Annotated in this window: 14 protein-coding genes; 4 read left to right on the top strand and 10 right to left on the bottom strand. The window is 41.9% G+C overall.

Translation table 11 applies throughout. The features are described from left to right. Positions 1–286 precede the first annotated feature (286 nt). Both L4D12_RS23590 and L4D12_RS23585 read right to left on the bottom strand, forming a co-directional pair. On the bottom strand, positions 287–1198 hold the full coding sequence (locus tag L4D12_RS23590; RefSeq protein ID WP_428450275.1) for a DMT family transporter: 912 nt from the start codon (positions 1196–1198) through the stop codon (positions 287–289). Between the two features lie 553 nt (positions 1199–1751). Next, on the bottom strand, positions 1752–2297 hold the full coding sequence (locus L4D12_RS23585; RefSeq protein WP_428450274.1) for a 3'-5' exonuclease: 546 nt from the start codon (positions 2295–2297) through the stop codon (positions 1752–1754). A gap of 219 nt (positions 2298–2516) precedes the next feature. Between L4D12_RS23585 and L4D12_RS23580 the strand changes: the two genes are divergently transcribed. Together L4D12_RS23580 and L4D12_RS23575 are read left to right on the top strand one after the other, a co-directional pair. Further along, a complete protein-coding gene (locus tag L4D12_RS23580; RefSeq protein WP_428450273.1) occupies positions 2517–3329 on the top strand; it encodes an SDR family NAD(P)-dependent oxidoreductase in 813 nt (270 codons plus the stop codon). Between the two features lie 176 nt (positions 3330–3505). Then, the gene (locus L4D12_RS23575; protein WP_428450272.1) at positions 3506–4162 is read left to right on the top strand and encodes a CatA-like O-acetyltransferase; all 657 of its coding nucleotides are present in this window, start codon (positions 3506–3508) and stop codon (positions 4160–4162) included. Between the two features lie 31 nt (positions 4163–4193). Here the strand turns inward: L4D12_RS23575 and L4D12_RS23570 are convergent, their stop codons facing one another. From L4D12_RS23570 to L4D12_RS23535, 8 genes are all read right to left on the bottom strand, one after another. Further along, positions 4194–5072, bottom strand: coding sequence for a mechanosensitive ion channel family protein (locus L4D12_RS23570; protein ID WP_428450271.1), 879 nt, complete (start codon positions 5070–5072; stop codon positions 4194–4196). Between the two features lie 177 nt (positions 5073–5249). Continuing rightward, positions 5250–6950 carry a sigma 54-interacting transcriptional regulator gene (locus tag L4D12_RS23565; protein ID WP_428450270.1) on the bottom strand — a complete coding sequence of 567 codons (1701 nt, stop codon included), beginning with the start codon at positions 6948–6950 and terminating at the stop codon, positions 5250–5252. Positions 6951–6960: 10 nt separating this feature from the next. Next, on the bottom strand, positions 6961–8760 hold the full coding sequence (locus L4D12_RS23560; protein WP_428450269.1) for an AAA-type ATPase lid domain-containing protein: 1800 nt from the start codon (positions 8758–8760) through the stop codon (positions 6961–6963). A 175-nt stretch (positions 8761–8935) separates the two neighbouring features. Beyond that, the gene (locus L4D12_RS23555) at positions 8936–10018 is read right to left on the bottom strand and encodes a glycerol dehydrogenase (RefSeq protein WP_428450268.1); all 1083 of its coding nucleotides are present in this window, start codon (positions 10016–10018) and stop codon (positions 8936–8938) included. A gap of 9 nt (positions 10019–10027) precedes the next feature. After that, on the bottom strand, positions 10028–11662 hold the full coding sequence (locus L4D12_RS23550) for a dihydroxyacetone kinase subunit DhaK (protein WP_428450267.1): 1635 nt from the start codon (positions 11660–11662) through the stop codon (positions 10028–10030). Positions 11663–11899: 237 nt separating this feature from the next. Further along, the gene (locus L4D12_RS23545) at positions 11900–13480 is read right to left on the bottom strand and encodes an acyl CoA:acetate/3-ketoacid CoA transferase (RefSeq protein WP_428450266.1); all 1581 of its coding nucleotides are present in this window, start codon (positions 13478–13480) and stop codon (positions 11900–11902) included. A gap of 35 nt (positions 13481–13515) precedes the next feature. Beyond that, complete coding sequence (locus tag L4D12_RS23540; protein WP_428450265.1) at positions 13516–14667, bottom strand: acyl-CoA dehydrogenase family protein; 1152 nt, start codon at positions 14665–14667, stop codon at positions 13516–13518. A 41-nt stretch (positions 14668–14708) separates the two neighbouring features. Further along, positions 14709–15953 (bottom strand): MFS transporter, encoded by a 1245-nt coding sequence (locus tag L4D12_RS23535; protein WP_428450264.1) that lies wholly within the window; start codon positions 15951–15953, stop codon positions 14709–14711. A 315-nt stretch (positions 15954–16268) separates the two neighbouring features. Here L4D12_RS23535 and L4D12_RS23530 point away from each other — a divergent pair, with 315 nt between their 5' ends. Together L4D12_RS23530 and L4D12_RS23525 are read left to right on the top strand one after the other, a co-directional pair. Continuing rightward, complete coding sequence (locus L4D12_RS23530) at positions 16269–16958, top strand: nitroreductase family protein (protein WP_428450277.1); 690 nt, start codon at positions 16269–16271, stop codon at positions 16956–16958. Between the two features lie 301 nt (positions 16959–17259). Continuing rightward, complete coding sequence (locus L4D12_RS23525) at positions 17260–17850, top strand: hypothetical protein (RefSeq protein WP_428450263.1); 591 nt, start codon at positions 17260–17262, stop codon at positions 17848–17850. Positions 17851–17906 lie beyond the last annotated feature (56 nt).

Below are 17906 nucleotides of genomic sequence, written 5' to 3'. Positions count from 1 at the left end.
CTCAAGCACAGCATAGGTCTGACTGAGTATGGGGCTTTGCGCTATTTTGCACGCTTACCCACCTAGACTGCCGAATCAGGTTCACTTTCGTTGTGTACTGTTAACTTCCTATCGCTTCCTTCAGACCCTGCCGTTGGCCAGCAACGCCCTTGCGATTCGGATTATCTTCCCCTCAGTCGGGGTGATTCAGGTTTCTTGCAACCTGACGGGTTTGCCAGCTTCGCTGGGCAAACAAAAAAACGGCAACCTATTGGTTGCCGTAAATTAAGTCTACTTATGATAATGGCTACAATGAAGGCTTCACTTCATGCAGTAAACCATGATCATTCGCTATCGTTAGTTTAGGTTTACGCTGTGCTAGGACTACACCAACCAAAACCATTAACCCACCAATATAGTGGTATACGGCTAATTGTTCGCCAAGGAAAACACTGGCTATCAAGGCCGTCATCATCGGCATTAAATTCATAAACATCGCCGTACGATCAGCCCCTAATATATCAATCCCTTTCAGCCAGCACCAAGGCGCAATAACCGATGCAGGGATAGCAGCATAGAGGATCAACGGTAAAGACTCAGAAGTAATTGCCGCACGCTCACTGGTTAGTAACATCGGCAATAATATTAGCGTTGCAAACAAACCTTGCATATAAACCGACTGCCAATTCGACAGTGGCATTTTCCAACGCTTCAGCAGCACACAGTAGAGCGCATACACAAAAGCAGCTATCAAAATAAAACCGTCACCTTGCGTAATGCCTTGTGATGCCAAATTTCGAATATCACCATGGCTTAGCATTAGCACCAATCCTGATAATGATAGGATCGCCCCAACAACAGCTATCCCCTGCATTCGCTTACCAAGCAAAGGGACACTCATAAACATACTGATCAGAGGAACCAGCGAGACAATCAACGCCATATTTGTTGCGGTTGTTGTCGCTGCAGCAAAGTAACCTAATGACTGATTGAGCACCATGCCAAGCAACGCTAAAAAGAACAGCTTATTGATATAAGGCCTTATCATTGCACGAGCACGCCAGACCGATCGCAGCATAAAGGGAGTTAAAACTGCGATTGCAAAAAACCAGCGATAAAATGCAATCGCTCCTGGGTCTATAACACTGAAAGCGAGTTTATTGACAATGGAATTCCCTGACCATATGAGTACAGTCAAAAGAGGAAATAGATAAAACATGGTTGGCCTTATTGTGAATATAATTTGATGAAGCTCTCATCTAACGTCTATTCTTACACGTCACTTTTGATATAAATATCTCTAATAAGACATACGGACTCTTCTGTCAGACATTAACCGTGCGGCATGACAGTACTTGTACTTTATTTGAACAGAAACATCTCGCACTTATGCGAGTAACCAATTGTTATTAAATGACAATTCATAAAAAACAATCGAAATACATGATACTCATTCCCGATAAGAAATGGTGATCTAACTCACAGGAAATTGGCCACTACACAGCGTGACGGCATACTAGCGAAGCGTAACGATAGCTTCAGGTCGAAAGGTCTTGATTATAAATACTCCAGGCTCGCGAAAACACGGAGTTCACACGCTCTGAACATGCTTCATCCCCATCGGCAACCAATGAAACATATAATCTAATAACATCAAATATGATAAGTACAATAATGGACCAATGGGGAGTATAGCTGTTGGCTATGAGCGGGAAGACCACCGCGCGTAAGTAGGCAACAGACTATGCCCACTTACCTCCGCGTCAACCGTACTATTTTTGTTCCGAAAGAAATAATGTTTTCGCTAAACGTGCCAAATTATAAGCATCATCATAACCGGAATGCTGGCGTCCTTCCCATTCAATACCGGTCATTGTCATTGCGGCACGCTGACCACAGCGCTTATTATTAACATGTCGCTGCAACCTAAAAATCGTCGCCAAGTTCAGGTACTCAGTGAACGGCACTTTCAGTCCTTTTTCTTTGCATTCATGGCGTAATATCAGATCATCTCGCCCCCACGCGGCATAGATCTTATGGCGACCACCAAATTTCTGTTCAATCGACCTTAATATCTCACCAAGCGGCTTACCATTTTTTTCAATAACGTCGGGTTTAATACCGGTTAATTCTGTACAAAATGGCGACACTTCATCATGTTCAGGCTTCACAAAATGCTGCGCTCGTCGGACAATTTCACCGCTTGTCAGATCAAGTTCAGCCACCCCAATCTCAATGATCTCTCCTGTTCTTGACTCTCGGCCATCATTCCAACAGCACATTTCGAGGTCAAAACAGACAATACGATTAAAATTCATTTCACTTCCAGACATCACGCTAAAACTGATAAGAAGGATAACATTAAGGGGGGCAATTAACCAAAACGTTGGCTAGATTGATGGAGTATTAACCGTTTATCTCACGCCTCATTTGATAAAAATACAATGACATTATAGTGTCTGACACCTATATCATCATCTATGATCAACAATGGAATTAGCAGACGTCAAGCTATAGGATAAATGAGAGGTTCAGCAATGCATAAAACCATTTTACTCACGGGTGCCACGGATGGAATCGGACTTGAAACGGCAAAAACACTGGTAGCGCAAGGACATCACCTTCTATTAAGTGGCAGGAACTCCGATAAACTTGCAGCAGTTGAAGTCCAATTATCGTCAATATCGACAGCAGGAAAAATCGAGACATATACTGCTGACTTATCAAATTTAGCAGATGTCGACATGCTCACAAAAACAATTAGCGAGCATCATACAAGACTCGACGTTATCATCAATAATGCAGGAATATTCAGTACCCCTCATTCTATCACCGCAGATGGTCTTGATGTGCGCTTTGTTGTTAATACCATATCACCCTATCTACTAACAAAAGCCCTGCTCTCACAAATGCCTAACCGTGGACGGGTCATCAATGTTTCCTCAGCAGCCCAATCCACTATTGATTATGATGCACTAACGGGTAATAAATCACTGACAGACGGTGAAGCGTATGCTCAAAGTAAGTTGGCAATTACAATGTGGAGTCGTGCTTTAGCCATCTCTTTAGGTAATCATGGCCCTGCTATTATTGCCGTAAATCCAGCGTCAATGCTTGGCAGCAAAATGGTTAAGAATGCCTTTGGGGTCACAGGGGGAGGTTTACACATTGGTGCGGATATTCTCTGTCGAGCAGCACTATCAGAAGAATTTAATAATGCAAATGGGCTCTATTTCGATAATGATCTCGGTCGATTTAGCCAACCCCATCCTGATGCGATGGATGACCAAAAAGTAACGCAGGTAGTAGCACAAATAGAGAAAATAATCGCCACAGTACAACATCGATAAATCCCTGCCCCACTTCATTCGATCTAACGCTGTTTTTCAAATATACCCTCTATGGAGGGTAATAATCATTCAAGATTCACATAAGCTGAGTAATCTGTGAGTTAAAGAACAGAATATATAAATACATACTATATGATTACGACAATCTCACCAAGGATGATAAAAGACGCATTTTAATGGGTAACTGCATTTTTGTTCCGATTGACTACGACTCTTGGCCAAGAAAAGAGATCTTTGAATTATTTTCCAGTAAACGTAAATGCACGTTTGATATTGCCATATCATTGGATGTTACCGCAGCTAAAATATATAGCCAACGGACATCCATTAAATTTTCCCATCTACTCACCTTTTGCATCAGTAAGGTAGTAAACAGCGACCGCTGTTTTCGTACCGAAGTGAATCAAGAAGGCGTTTTGGGTTATTGGCAAGTTCTACACCCTATGTATACGATACCCACAAAGCCAGATGGGCTATTTACCCATATTATGACAGCATATTCAGCTAATATGAAAGAATTTACCTCCAGCATGTTACGTAATAACGAGCGATATCGAGCCACGCGCTCACTTTACCCCCAAGCACCTTTACCTGCTAATATCTTTGCCTTAACGACTATTCCATGGGTATCTTTCACCGGTATTAGCTATAACGTATATGGTGATGGGAACTACATGATCCCCTTTATTTCCATGGGTAAATACCATGAACTCAATGGCCGTTTACAATTACCTCTCAGCGTTCAATTCCACCATGCAACCTGTGATGGTTATCACGCCGGCATGTTTTTTGAACGCTTACAAACCGAGATTAATGCATTAGACAATCCATAAACCGGTGATGGCTGCAACACCTATCATCAGGTTACATATATGAAACAGGTGCCGTTCGCCCATCCAGCTTATTATTTATGCCAAATGTCTCTTGATAAATCTGCATAAAATCCTCACGGATCAGTTGCTCAAGGTGAGTGGCCATCTCGGTAGGGCAAAAGAGCATGACATGCACTTGCTGCTCACCCGTTGGGGTTGTTGTAATATGAATATGCGGCTCGGAACCTGGTAAGTCGACGCCAGCATGTTTTTCAATCATGCTATTATAACGTCTGGCGACCTCAATAAATTCTTCACAATGCCCTTCTATCTGTTCGGTCATTTCAGGCACAATAATAAACAAATTAACGAAATCCCGGACCGTAATTGAAAAACTGTGATACACGTAGCGCTTCATGAAATTGAGGTTTTTCACTGGATAGGTAAAAAACATGCTGTTTGGCAAAGTCGCTGTTTTACCCGTGAAATGGTAATGCCCATGGTGGAGATCAATCTCTTGTATCACCGTTGCCATCATGTTGTGTTCAATCACCTCACCACACAATGCCCCCACTTCTATCCAATCACCGATACGAAAAGAACGAGCACTGGCACGCTGAATCGACCCGGTAAAACACAGAATAATTTCTTTCGACGCCACCACAATCGCGACAGCAATAGCCGTCAATGACAGTGCAAATTCACTGATTTCTGACTGCCAGAGAACAAACAAAGCAATCACTATCAAGCTGAATGCCCCATTCTTAGTTCGAGACATCCATTTACGCTGATGCTCTGATATAAATGCAACATCCCCACGGATCTGTGACAGTGCTAAGCGCCGGATCATCAGCACGATAGCGATAACCAACACGCTTAATAGTACTTTGTGCGCCAACAAAAAATTAATGACAAACGAGATTTTTTCCACAGCCGTGTATTCCTTCTATACCACATTGCCGCCATAAAAATGGGGCAAAGATCAACACGACCACAAACTTCCCATATATTCGTCTATAGATCCACCCTAAAATGATGAAATTAAAATACACTTTGGTTACAAAACAGCATATACCCACTTCAACGGCATATCACTTTACTAGAGAGATCAAATACCATATTTGGCAATTTTCCGTCTCAGCGTTGATTGGCTGATCCCTAATTGTTCTGCCACTTCGACATACTTCCGATTCAAAATACTTAACGCATTGGAAATTTCCCGCTTTTCCAGTTCTTCCAGTGTCTGTATTGGTGTACCAAGCGCAGAGGCCCCGGCTGTTTGACTCTCCATTAAGAGATGGTCTTTATTCAAGTAAGTATGCTCTACCCATTTGAACAGTTCTGCCATATTTCCAGCCCATGTCCGATTTAAAGCATATTCCTGAAATGTCTGGCTAAGCGTCTGATCAACCGTGTCTTGGGAGACATCTAATGTTTTCAGTTTTTTATTAATGAGGTAAGGGATATCCTCAGCCCGCTCATGTAAACTCGGCAAGCTTAACGTTGCCCCTGTCAGGTAAAAATAGAGTGACGGACAAAATTTTCTTTCATGTACCAAATCATCTAACGGCTTGATCGAACTAGTGATCAACCGGAAATTCAGATCAATAGATGTATTGGTGTTTATATCAAATAATGTCTTGGTCAAAATGATGTGGGTCAGTGCTGCCTGCAGTACCCCTGGCAATAAATCAATCCGCTCAATATACAATGTACCGCCATTTGCTAATTCAAATTTTGACTTCGCAGCATCACTTCCCTCTGCGCCTAATAACAAATCAGACATATCTGCTTTAGACACTGAATGAAGATTTACGGCAATAAATGGCCCATCTTTAAATGTATTACAGGAATTGTGAATCGTTAAAGCCAAACTCCGTTTTCCGGTCCCTTCCTCACCCAATATATAGATTGGAGATGTGTTCTTTACCGCTTCTTTCGCTGAATTTATCACCCGTCTCATTAGAGGGGAATGCGTTTCAAAAGCCTCGAGCGTCGGCAATAACCTGTTATCTGATTTGATAACTGATTTTTTATTGGCCACCTTCGGCGCGCAGAAAACTATGATATTAAGGCCTGCATTAATAGCATTAAATGTCATACTAAGATGTTTAATTTCACCCGAAAAATCAAAATCAATATTCTCTTCAATAACAGGGATGTTTTGTGTGATTTTACATTTTATTTTTGGTGGGAAAATGAAAAACTCAAACAAATTATAGTTAATAATATCAACCGATTCCGTATTAAAACTTGTGTAAAAATCCTTACTTGCATGAACAATAAAGCCTTCATTATCCAGCATGAGAAAACACGACTGTTGATATTCTATAAATAAATTATTAGCCGTATCTTCCATCCGATGTCGGCGATTTAATTCTAATTCACCTAAATAGTCAGCTAAAATCGTCAATAACGATCCTGCCTGCATAACATTTTTCTCAGCATCGCATAAATAGGACACATAACCTAAGATTCCCATTGTCGGATGGCTAACTGGCACACTTATGATGGTTAGTTTTGCCGATTTACCACCACGACTGATGACACTCGGTTCTTTCAGGCCCATTTCTTCTCGGTACCAGTACGTACCCACATTGATTGCTAATGCTTGAAGCTGATCTTTCGTTTCTCGACAGCCACGCAAAGAAAGGCTGATAAAATCATGGCTAAAAAAAATGAACACACCATGATTAAACAACTCCAGATGATTAATTTTGGTGATTGTTTTAATAAAGTCCTTAATCATTTCTGGTGATTTTATATTTTCAACCCGTGATTCAACACTTGACAGAATATTAGTATTCATGACTGACCTCTTAATGCTTATCTAGCGATAAGCTGTTTTTATCTAAATTGAGTTTTTTCATCTTCCGCCATAGCGTGGTTCTGCTTAACCCTAATTCATTCGACACCATCGCCAATTTCCCTCTATGCTGCTGCCAAGCACTGATAATTGCATTTCGTTCGGCCTCTTTAACGTCATTCATACCATTATTTTTCAATTTAGCATTCATACGCAGTGGAATATCATGTTCCGTAATCGTATCGTCATGGCATTTAAGACAAGCATTTTCAATAATTTGGAATACTTCTAAATAATTTCCAGGCCATGTGTATGAAAGAAGAACCGTTTTAGCCTGATCGGTAATAATCAGTGCACGATTCTCTCGCCTGTTAATTTTCGATATAATTTTATAAATCAATTCATTCAGTTTTTCTGCATCATTGCCAATTGGCTTTAAGCTTATATGGCTGATTGATAGCATCAGATATAATAATCGATTCGTTCTTGTTGTTTGCCACAGGTTATCAGATGACGAGCATATAAAATCGATATTAGCAGGGACAGTTTGATTATCTATGGTGCTGATCATGCCAGATGACAGTACTTTTAATAAGACCACCTGTAGCTCATGGGATAAATATTCAATATTTTCAATATTTAATATATGATTGTTGGCTTTATGTAATATATCGATAAATTTTGTTTTCGCGATATCATTAACATCACTGGTTGAAAATCCCGCTAAACAATCCATATGGACCCGTTTTTTTTGTGCTAGATGCTTCGATAGATAGTGCACAATGTAACGAATACCGGTTCCAACCTCTCCGGTAATAAATAACCGTAATCCTGTTTTTTGGCGCTGCTTAATGACTTTATCAAGATAGCTGTCTTTGTTAATGGATTCTCCGACAAGCTCGTGCTTCCATTCATCACTAACCATTTGCTCACAGCTCAATGTCGTGTAAACAATCAATTCCTGCCCCAACTGATGGCTGTCAATATTTAGCTTGTACTGTTTATCTTGGATCTGCTTCTCAATGATTTTGGATGTTGCAGAGGACGAATGAAATAGAGCTTCAAAATTAAAGAGCAATCGACCATTAGCTATCACACCCTCTGTATTGGAATGCATTCTGGCCTTATCATTTTTGAGTATTACCTGGCCATCGCAATCAAAAACAAAGATCATTGAATCACAGTTATCCAGTACTGCGGTAAGTAATTGGATTTGCTTTAAATTCAGCGATGGCTGTTTGACCACTTTACTCACTAACCGTTCAGTACGAGAAATTATTGCTTCATCATCGGTATCGAGCCACACCATCAAAAACAGCTCACGCTGATCATTACTCACGGGAGCACAGATCATATGAAAAGCATGTAGATCCTTTAAATATGACTCATAAGTTGCAATATGCTCGACCTGATTGGATTCACTCGCCAGTGAATAAGCCGTTGTACCAACCGTCATTTTTGATAAAACTGAGCCCTGATGAATACCCAGTTCTGCCTGTGCCTTTGCCATTTGTGATGTCGATGACTGATATAACACCACCCCTTGCGCATCTAACAAAAAAACGCAAACTTGCCCTCCCGTCGCCTCGATCAAGTTTGAGCTGGCAATATAATCAATGTAGTTTCTATTTATGGCGAATTTGTCGTTAAGTACAGCGTCGCTAACACTTTCAGGTTTATCCCAATGAAATGCATTTAAATCACGATCGCCTAACCATGACTGGAGCAATTTATCGGTATAATTATCACGTTGTGGCCACTGTGTCTTGGTATGCAATAACCACTTTTTATATCTTTCGCCTGAATGACTCATCTTCACTACTCATAAATAGAACAACTTATTTTATCTCTATGCGATAGAAATATTATTTATTTATCCTAATTTTGAGATGTCACACTGATATATTAATTACTATTGACCACTAGCTAAAAAATCGGCTCATTTTATTGAGCCGATTTTTATTATTTATCTTTAATTATAAAAATATTTATAATCCAAGATGGTGAGCGGTTAGCATGGCTGAAAATACAGCCTGAGCGGTCACTTCAAATGGCATATTATGGATCGTCTCACCTTCAGCACAAGCCGCTTGTGCCACTTCCATCAACTTGTCGTTATTGATTGTTTCGACTCCCATCTGATGAAGATTGGTTGGCAGACCCACACTACGGCAGAAACCAAGAACTTGCTGGATTTCCTCATAATCTGCATTTTCTAGCACAAGCTGTACCAGTGTACCAAATGCTACTTTTTCACCATGAAGTAAGTGGTGACACTCTTCAAGTTTCGTCAGGCCATTGTGAATAGCGTGTGCACCTGCCAGACCACTACTTTCAAAACCAATACCACTAAGATACGTATTGGCTTCAATGATATTTTCTACCGCTTTGGTTGATACGCCATTTTCAACCGCAACTTTAGCTTTTACGCCATCACTCAATAGCGTTTCATAACACAGTTTTGCCAATGCTTGTGCAGAACGGGTTGGTGCCCCGCCCGCCATTGTTGTCTTATTAGATCGCGCATTGGCACGGGCTTCAAACCATGTCGACAACGCATCGCCCATACCCGCCACCAGCAGACGAGTTGGCGCTGAGGCGATGATCTTGGTATCCATGATCACCATATTGGGGTTTGAAGGGAACATCAGGTATTCACTGAACTCACCTTCTGGGGTGTAAATAACAGCAAGGGCGCTGGTCGGTGCATCAGTAGACGCTATCGTTGGTACCACAACCACGGGTAACTTTGCGTAGTAACCGATCGCTTTGGCTGTATCCAATGTCTTACCGCCACCAATACCGATGATCACATCAGCCATCACTGATCCACTTTTATCCAGCAAACGCTCGATTTCCTGACGTGAACACTCGCCGTTAAAGGTATCGAAGTTAACCTTCAGTTCTTGTGACTGAAAACTATGCTCAACCGTTTCTTTCACTAAGCCCATCACGAAGTTATCGGCAATAGCAAATGGCTGACTACCAAAGGTAGACACATACTGACCAATATTCTTGAGTGCGCCTTCACCTTGAACATATTTACTTGGTGAAATGATAATCTTATCCATGTTATTTCCTTACTTCTTCAGTGATTCAAAAACGTATTCAACAGCGAATGAGCCCGGATCTTTGGTGCCATTTAAGCTGTCACTATTTAGGTAAGATGAACGACCGGCATTGGCTTTACTCATGGTGGCCGTGCTATCTGCGCCCTCTTTTGCAGCAATAATTGCCGCGTCAAAACCATGCTGTTTCCACGCTTCAAACGCCGGATGCAGGGCATCAATCATGGTACGATCACCCGGTTTAGCACCGCCGTAAGCCATCATTCGATTAAGCCCCATTTGGAATGCATCAACCAATGCACCATGTTCAGATAAGTGTCGGCCAGCTGCGGTGAAGAAGATAGACAGCAGCACACCTGACGAGCCACCCATTACGCTAGTGAGTTTTTCACCAACAACGTTGAGTAGTGTAGCGGGCTCAGCTAACGGCAAATTATTCGCTTCAAGTTCACTCAGTACTTTGCGTGCACCTGACGCAAAAGTTGATCCGGTATCGCCATCACCAACAATGGCATCAAGACGGTTTAACTCAGTTTCAATACCAATAATGGCCTGACAAACGGTACGAACAACAGTCGCCGTTTCTTCATCATGAGATGGCTGATAAGCAATTTTCACTGAACGGTTTTCACACGTAATCACTGGACATGCACGCTTTTCAATAGCAGCAGGCCATGACTCAACATCCGTATCAGATAGCAGCGCCTCTCGATTTGACTCGTCCAGCTCTAGCAATGACAATGAGAAACCTTTCATATCAATGGCTGTCATCAATGAAGCAGGGCCAATCAACAATTCAGCATGCTCGCCTAGCGATGATTCAATCACTTCTTTGGCCACAACATTCATCTCAATCGGCGATAAACCACCAAGGTTATTGATCAGTACTGCATGCTGCTTGCTCGAGTGAGCGGATAGCAGCTTATCTGCCATTAAGCTGACAAGATGTTTACACTGACCCGCTTCAATCGTTTCGATACCGGGTTCACCGTGAATACCTAAACCAAGCTCAGCTTTGCCTTTTGCGATACGGCCTTCACTGGTATCCCCTGGTAGCGAACAACTCGTTAATGCAATACCGATACTGGCTGTTGCGTCGATGGTACGCTGAGCGGCTTGTTTCACTTGCTCTAATGTGGCACCTTGCTCTGCATAATGGCCCGCCACTTTATGAACAAACAATGTCCCGGCAATACCGCGAGGCTTGGGATTATTAGGGATGGAGATGTCATCGTTGACGATAACCAGTTCAACGTTGTAGCCCATTTCTTTGGCTTTCTCACACGCTAAACCAAAATTAAGGCGGTCACCGGTATAGTTCTTGATCACGACTAAACAACCACTGTCACCCGTGACATGAATAATGGCGTTTAATACCGCATCAACACTTGGTGCAGCAAATAAATCACCACACACAGCAGCGGTTAACATACCTTTACCAACAAAACCTGCATGTGCAGGCTCGTGACCGGAACCACCACCACAAATAATAGCGACTTTGTCTTTTTTCCAATCACTACGTGCAATCACTTTAATGTCATTATTAAAATCTAGCTTTACTAAATTGTTTCTTTTATTGGTGTAAAGCGTTCCATCGATAGAATCATTAACCCACGATTCTTTACTATTAATAATTAATTCAGCCACGTTTATACCTACTTAATATTGGGAAGAGTGATTTTTTTATGTTTAAGTAATAATTTAGAGTTAAATGAATCGTTATCTGTCGGTTCGAATATTTCAGTGATTCTCTCGTCTGCGTCGCGATCACTCATTCCGAGGTGACAAATGAAGATGTCTTTGGCGACTAAATAACAGCTATCCTGTCTCATAATATTCACCATTGATGGCTAAGCAGGACAATCCCGCTTAGCCGTCTGTTGATTACAGCTCTTCTTGGAAGAAACGTGCATCCATTTCTTTTAGTACTGGTGACATAATTGGGGTAAATGGTAGTTGTTCAAGAATATCTTTTTTCACATCCACACCCGGTGCAACTTCAGTCAGCATCATGCCATCACGCGTCAGCTCAAACACACAGCGCTCAGTGATATAGAGTGTGGTTTGGCCAGACTCTGACGCAAACTCACCACTTGCAGAGATTTCATCAACCGCCGACACAAACTTCGGATAACGGCCTTCTTCGATAATGGTTAGCTTGTTATCTGCAATCTCGGTCTTTAAACCACCGCCAGAGAATGGGAAACAGAACACGGCTTTTTTCGCACTTTGGGTTAGGTTAACGAAGCCACCAACACCGATGATCTTGTCGCCTGCACGGCTAACGTTCACGTTACCTGCACCATCAACCTGCATCGCACCTACGAAGGTAATATCAAGCATACCGCCATCATAGAAATCGAACTGGCTTGCTGTTTCTTGGCACATTTCAGGGTTAATAACCGCACCAAAGCTCAGGCCACCAACAGGGGTGCCGCCAATCAAACCTGCTTCAATCGTCAGACACATGTTATCTGACACGCCCAACTCACGCGCGGCTTCTGGCACCAACTCTGGTACACCGATACCAAGGTTCACCACTGCACCGTCTTTTAGCTCCAGCGCCGCACGACGTGCAATGATCTTGTGCAGAAGTTCACGTGGCTTCTTGCCGCTACCGGAGGTCAGCTCTGCAATTGTCTCAAACTTTTTCTTAAAGTCTGAACGTGGCATGGTAAATTCACCAGTGTAAGCAGGTTCGTATTTCTCAATCATGGTCTGCATTTGCTCTGAATCAACCACAATGGCATCAATGATAGCCGCAGGCAGTTTGACCGTGCGTGGGTTAGACGCCTCATCAGACATACGCTCAACCTGAACAATAACCTTACCGCCATTCGCTTTAGCTGCCATAGCTGTATTGTACGGGTCGAGATAGAAGGCTTCATGCTCAAATGAAACATTGCCGTTTTTATCCACCGTCGTACCACGAATAATTGCCACATCCACTTTGGGAGCTTTATAGAATAGATACTCTTCGCCACCAATTTCCATTAATTCGGCTAAAGTATCTTTTGAGCACTCATTCAATGCACCACGGCTGTTACGTGGGTCAACAAAGGTTTTCAGACCCACTTTGGTCAGCACACCTGGCTGGTTTGCAGCCGCTGCACGGAAAGAGTGGCTAATTGGGCCGTAAGGTAGGTTATAAGCTTCAATCTTATTTTCAGATGCTAGCTTTTTAAGGCCCAGCATTTTAATAAAGTGAGAGGCAACAACTTTACGTACCATGCCTTCATGTGAAATAGCATCAATTAAACGGCCTTCTTGAGATTCACCCAAACCCGCACCAAAATAATAACTTAAATCACGTGGAGTACCTTCATCAAGGAATTTCTGGCCTAATGCAATTGCCACTTTCTCAGGGAAACACAAAGAACCAAAGCCATTAATTGCAACACAGTCGCCTGTCTTAATTAGGTTAATTGCGTCTTTTACATCCATCACTTTATTATTAGTAGTCATTTTTTCAATCCTTTATTCTTTAATGATTTTATCAATTATTTAGTGCGAGGTAGGTATTGACGAGCAATGGCTCGACCTACAACAATTTTTTGAATTTCCGTGGTGCCATCGACTATCTGCAACATCTTCGCGACAGCAATCGCCTGGCTAATCGGTGAGTTTTTCATGAAACCTTCAGCGCCAAATAACTGGGCACACTGGACGGTCACTTCCATTGCAACATCAGTTGCAAATAACTTGTTCATTGCAGCAGTAAAGGCAACAGGCTCTCCGCTGTCCATCACCGCCGCGGTTTTATAAAGCAGGCAGCGAGCAGCTTCGATCTTGGTCGTCATTTCAGCGATTTGCCACTGTACCCCTTGGTTAGTCAAAATAGGCTTACCGAATGATTCACGGGTACCTAAGTACTGACTCACTGAGTCAACAGCATGCTGTGCCACACCAATTGCTATAGCTGGCGTGAACACTCGCGCGACATCAATGGCTTTTAACGCTTCTTTAAAGCCATCTGCTGACAGTAGATTTTTCTTTGGTACCATACAGTTATCAAACTCAAGGCTACCGACAATGATACCGTTGCCAATCAAACGCTCACGGTTTTCCAGGTATTTCAATCCGGCGGTTTCTTTCGGGACAAATAGCATGATCATGTTCTTGCTATCTTTACCGTCTTTCACCATAACGTTGAAATAGTCCGCATCCTGAGCATTTGTGATCCAATCTTTTTTACCTTGAATATGGTAAAAATCACCCTGTAACTCCGCATACGCATTAGTGGCTGATGGATCGCAACCTGACGCACTTTCAGTCAGCGCAAACGCGGTTGTTTTAGTGCCATTGGCCAAGTCAGGCACTACACTCAAAATTTCGGGATCGGTATCGTCATAGAATGTGGCAATTTCCATGTTGATATTATTTTGTAATTGAAGAAGGAAAGACATAATGCCGCTACCGTGTGCCAAACCTTCGTATACTAAGGCCATCTGAAGATAGTTATATCCCTGACCACCCATGTCTTTGGGTATACCCAAACCGTAGAAACCTTGTTCTGCGATCTCTTTCATTTTTGCTTTTAATAATTCAGGATCAGATTCTAATTCAACCGCAACAGGAGCGAGGCATTCAAGACTATAAGATTTTGCTTTTTCAAAAATGGCCTGTTGTTCTTTATTTAACAAGAAGTTCATATCACACCTATTTATAAATTTATTGTATTTAATTATTGTTATTAACTGTATTCTTGTTCCAACTTGACGTTATTTTTCTTTTGTTCTGCTTTCCATCCTGTCTCTGTCAGGAATAATGTAAACACGGCAAAGAAGATAGGCGTAATACACGTTAGCGATAAAGCCGTTTCCAGACCATATTGCGTACCCATCCAACCTGTTAGAGCACCACCTACTGCGCCACCTAACCCAACTAGCGAGAATATAAAACCGGTTCCCATCGATACTGCCCGTGGCGACATATCTGTTTTATATAATGTGGTAAAAGCGAGAGGAACAAAGTTATAGGCCGCATAGCCAGCAATAAACGTTGCCGTCGCAAGCAGTGGTACACTGGCAGTAAGCATCAAACTGTAATAAGCAAACGGTAAAACAACACCAGAAGCAACAATCAATGGTTTGTCATAACCCCATTTCTGAGCCAGTACCGGAGACACTAAACATGCGATTGCCGAACCAATAGGTAAAAACCCGAGTACCATTCCCGCTTCTGCGATGGAGAGAGATAAGCTTTCCACCGCATAAGTCGGCCAAAAGGTGTAAACCGCAATCCAAGTCAGGGACGTCATTGGCCAGGCAATGGCTAAAATCCAGGTATTCTTATATGTCAAAGCCTCTTTAAGCGGCTGTAATACTGGTACTTTTTCATATGTAGCATCAGTGGATTCTGCTTTATCCTTCGCAACGAACATCCATGCTACGGCCAGTATTAAAGCAAACACCCCCATTACCAACATCACTTCACGCCAGCCCGACATCATGGCTAAGAACATGGGAAAAGCCGCCGTACCCAGCATTTGACCTGCAGGACCGGTGAACATTTCTATACCGTTAATTGATCCCATTTTATCCTTTGGGATCCACTGTATTTTAAATACCACCAGTACTGAAACAATCCCAGCGGCCACCCCCATAACAAACAAGCGGCCAATGAACAACATGGTGACATTAGTAGCAACACTCTGCAGTATCATACCGATACCAAGTAACACAAAAATGGCTAATAAAACATGCTTCGGCTTTCCCTTACTGATGAAGCAAATAATGGGGATAGTTAATAATCCCTTACCTACCCATGCAATTGCACTTAACCAACCCGCCACTTCAAGGTCAAATCCAATATCATTTCTCATATCTGGCAAAATTACGCCAAATGCAAAATTAGAGAGGTTAGCGACCATAAAAGCTAACCAAGCTATCCATACTATTCCCCACCCTCTGGCTGGGATATTTGCATCACTTTTCATATCAAACATTCCTTCAATTGATAAACACTCACCGGATGGAATGCATAATATTCAAATCAAAAATTATTTTTAGGAATATATCAATTTGAGTAATTAATATTTGACTCAATACCCACATTTTCATTTTGCGCACTTTGATGAAGAATAAAAATGTGATCTTCTTTGAAAAATCCCCTTGTGGAATATGAATTTTGGTCATTTTGAATAACTCATACCTGTTTGATGTTTCAAAAATGAAACAAATTAAATCATTTCATTTTGACGCATTCAAAATGATAAATTCCTTCCACTGGTTAAATTCAATTTGATAATGGAATAGATATGAAACGTTTCGAAGAGATCGTCAATTACCGTCGTGCTGTAAGAAAATATGATCAATCCTTCCCTTTTGATCACAGTATCGTCCGTAAATGCTTAGAAATGGCGACCCTCGCGCCAAACAGCTCAAACATGCAGTTGTGGGAATTTCATCGCGTTATAGATGACAATAAACTGGTTGAGATGAAGCAATGCTGCCTGGGTCAAAATGCAGCTAAAACCGCCAATGAATTGATTGCCTTTGTTACCACGCCTCATAAATGGCAACAACGTGCAGATATGAATGCAGCTGTTATTCGAAAAGCTTTTGAAGGAAAGCCCAATGTACCTCAGCATGTTTATGACTACTATGAGAAAGATATGCCTCATTTATATGCCGGACGAGGCTTGATCGAATATAAAGGACTTGCAGATGATGCAGGTAACGCCCTTCGCGAACAAGATGTTCGAGTGATCCTGAATAAGAGTGCCGCCCTTGCTGCGATGACGTTTATGTATGCCATGGCAGAAGCCGGTTACGATACATGCCCTATGGAAGGTTTCGAAGAAGAGCCAATTAAACAACTGCTAAATTTACCTAAAGAAGCAGAAGTATGCATGGTAATAAGCTGCGGAAAACGCCTGCCTGAAGGGGTATATGGTAAGCGCCTTCGTGTTGATTGCTCTGATGTGATCATCGAACACTAATCAACGAACCGCCACCTATTAGCTGGCCTGCTAACTGTTTAGCAGGCCAAGACATTCTCACTGAAACGAGCTTCTGAGGTTGCTTGAGTATACATACCAATATGCAATGTGTGTTTCCAAAGACGATCACCCTATACGAAAGCTAACTCTCTAAATTTGAGTTATGATTTAAACGTTACCAAACAAGTCATGTGTTATTTCTTCATCTATTTGCAGAGGAAAGCACACTTATCACCACCTAAAATCGCCCTAAAAACAATACATTACATTGTTTTTCCCGCGCAAGCTGGAATGATGTTTTATGTTTGAAAATATACATAAACAATGTGACCCACGAAACGAGACACATAAAGAAACGATCTTAAAGTTCATAGGCCTGGCCACCATTCTTCTGGCCTACTTCGTGTACATGAGCTGGAAATACAATGCAGCCACAGGTTTTGGCTTAATGCTATTAACGTGGAGCTTTTTTGTCCTCTGTACCCCTGTTGCTGATGGCGGTTTTTTAATCGCATTTCCAGTCCGGTTACTGTTCGGAATCCGGATGGCGGTCACGCAAGTCAGCCTTTGGTTTATAGCCATTGGATTCAATATCTATTTTTTACTCTTTTCAGCGCACACCTACCAATTGACCTTTCTTACAAGGTTACTGCATCACATCCTCACCCAACCCATTCCTTACTGGAGTATTTTGGCCGTGAGTGCATTAGGGACTTTTATGTCTGTCTACTTTGGTGATGAAATGATCGACGTGACAACACATAAAGATAGAGAAAAATACCACCGGCATGGATTTAAATACCGTATTCTCTTAGTCATCGGGATGGGATTAATTAGCGTCACAGCGTATTATCATCTGATAGGCAGTTTAGGAATACATTTACCATCGTAGAAATAGGTTATTCCTAAATAATCTACCTTAGTCATTGCCATCTGCTAAGCAGCCGT

The sequence above is a fragment of the Photobacterium nomapromontoriensis genome, from assembly GCF_050336815.1.
GTDB lineage: Bacteria > Pseudomonadota > Gammaproteobacteria > Enterobacterales > Vibrionaceae > Photobacterium > Photobacterium nomapromontoriensis.
Note: the sequence above shows the minus strand (reverse complement) of the source record. Positions and strands in the feature narration are given on the sequence as shown.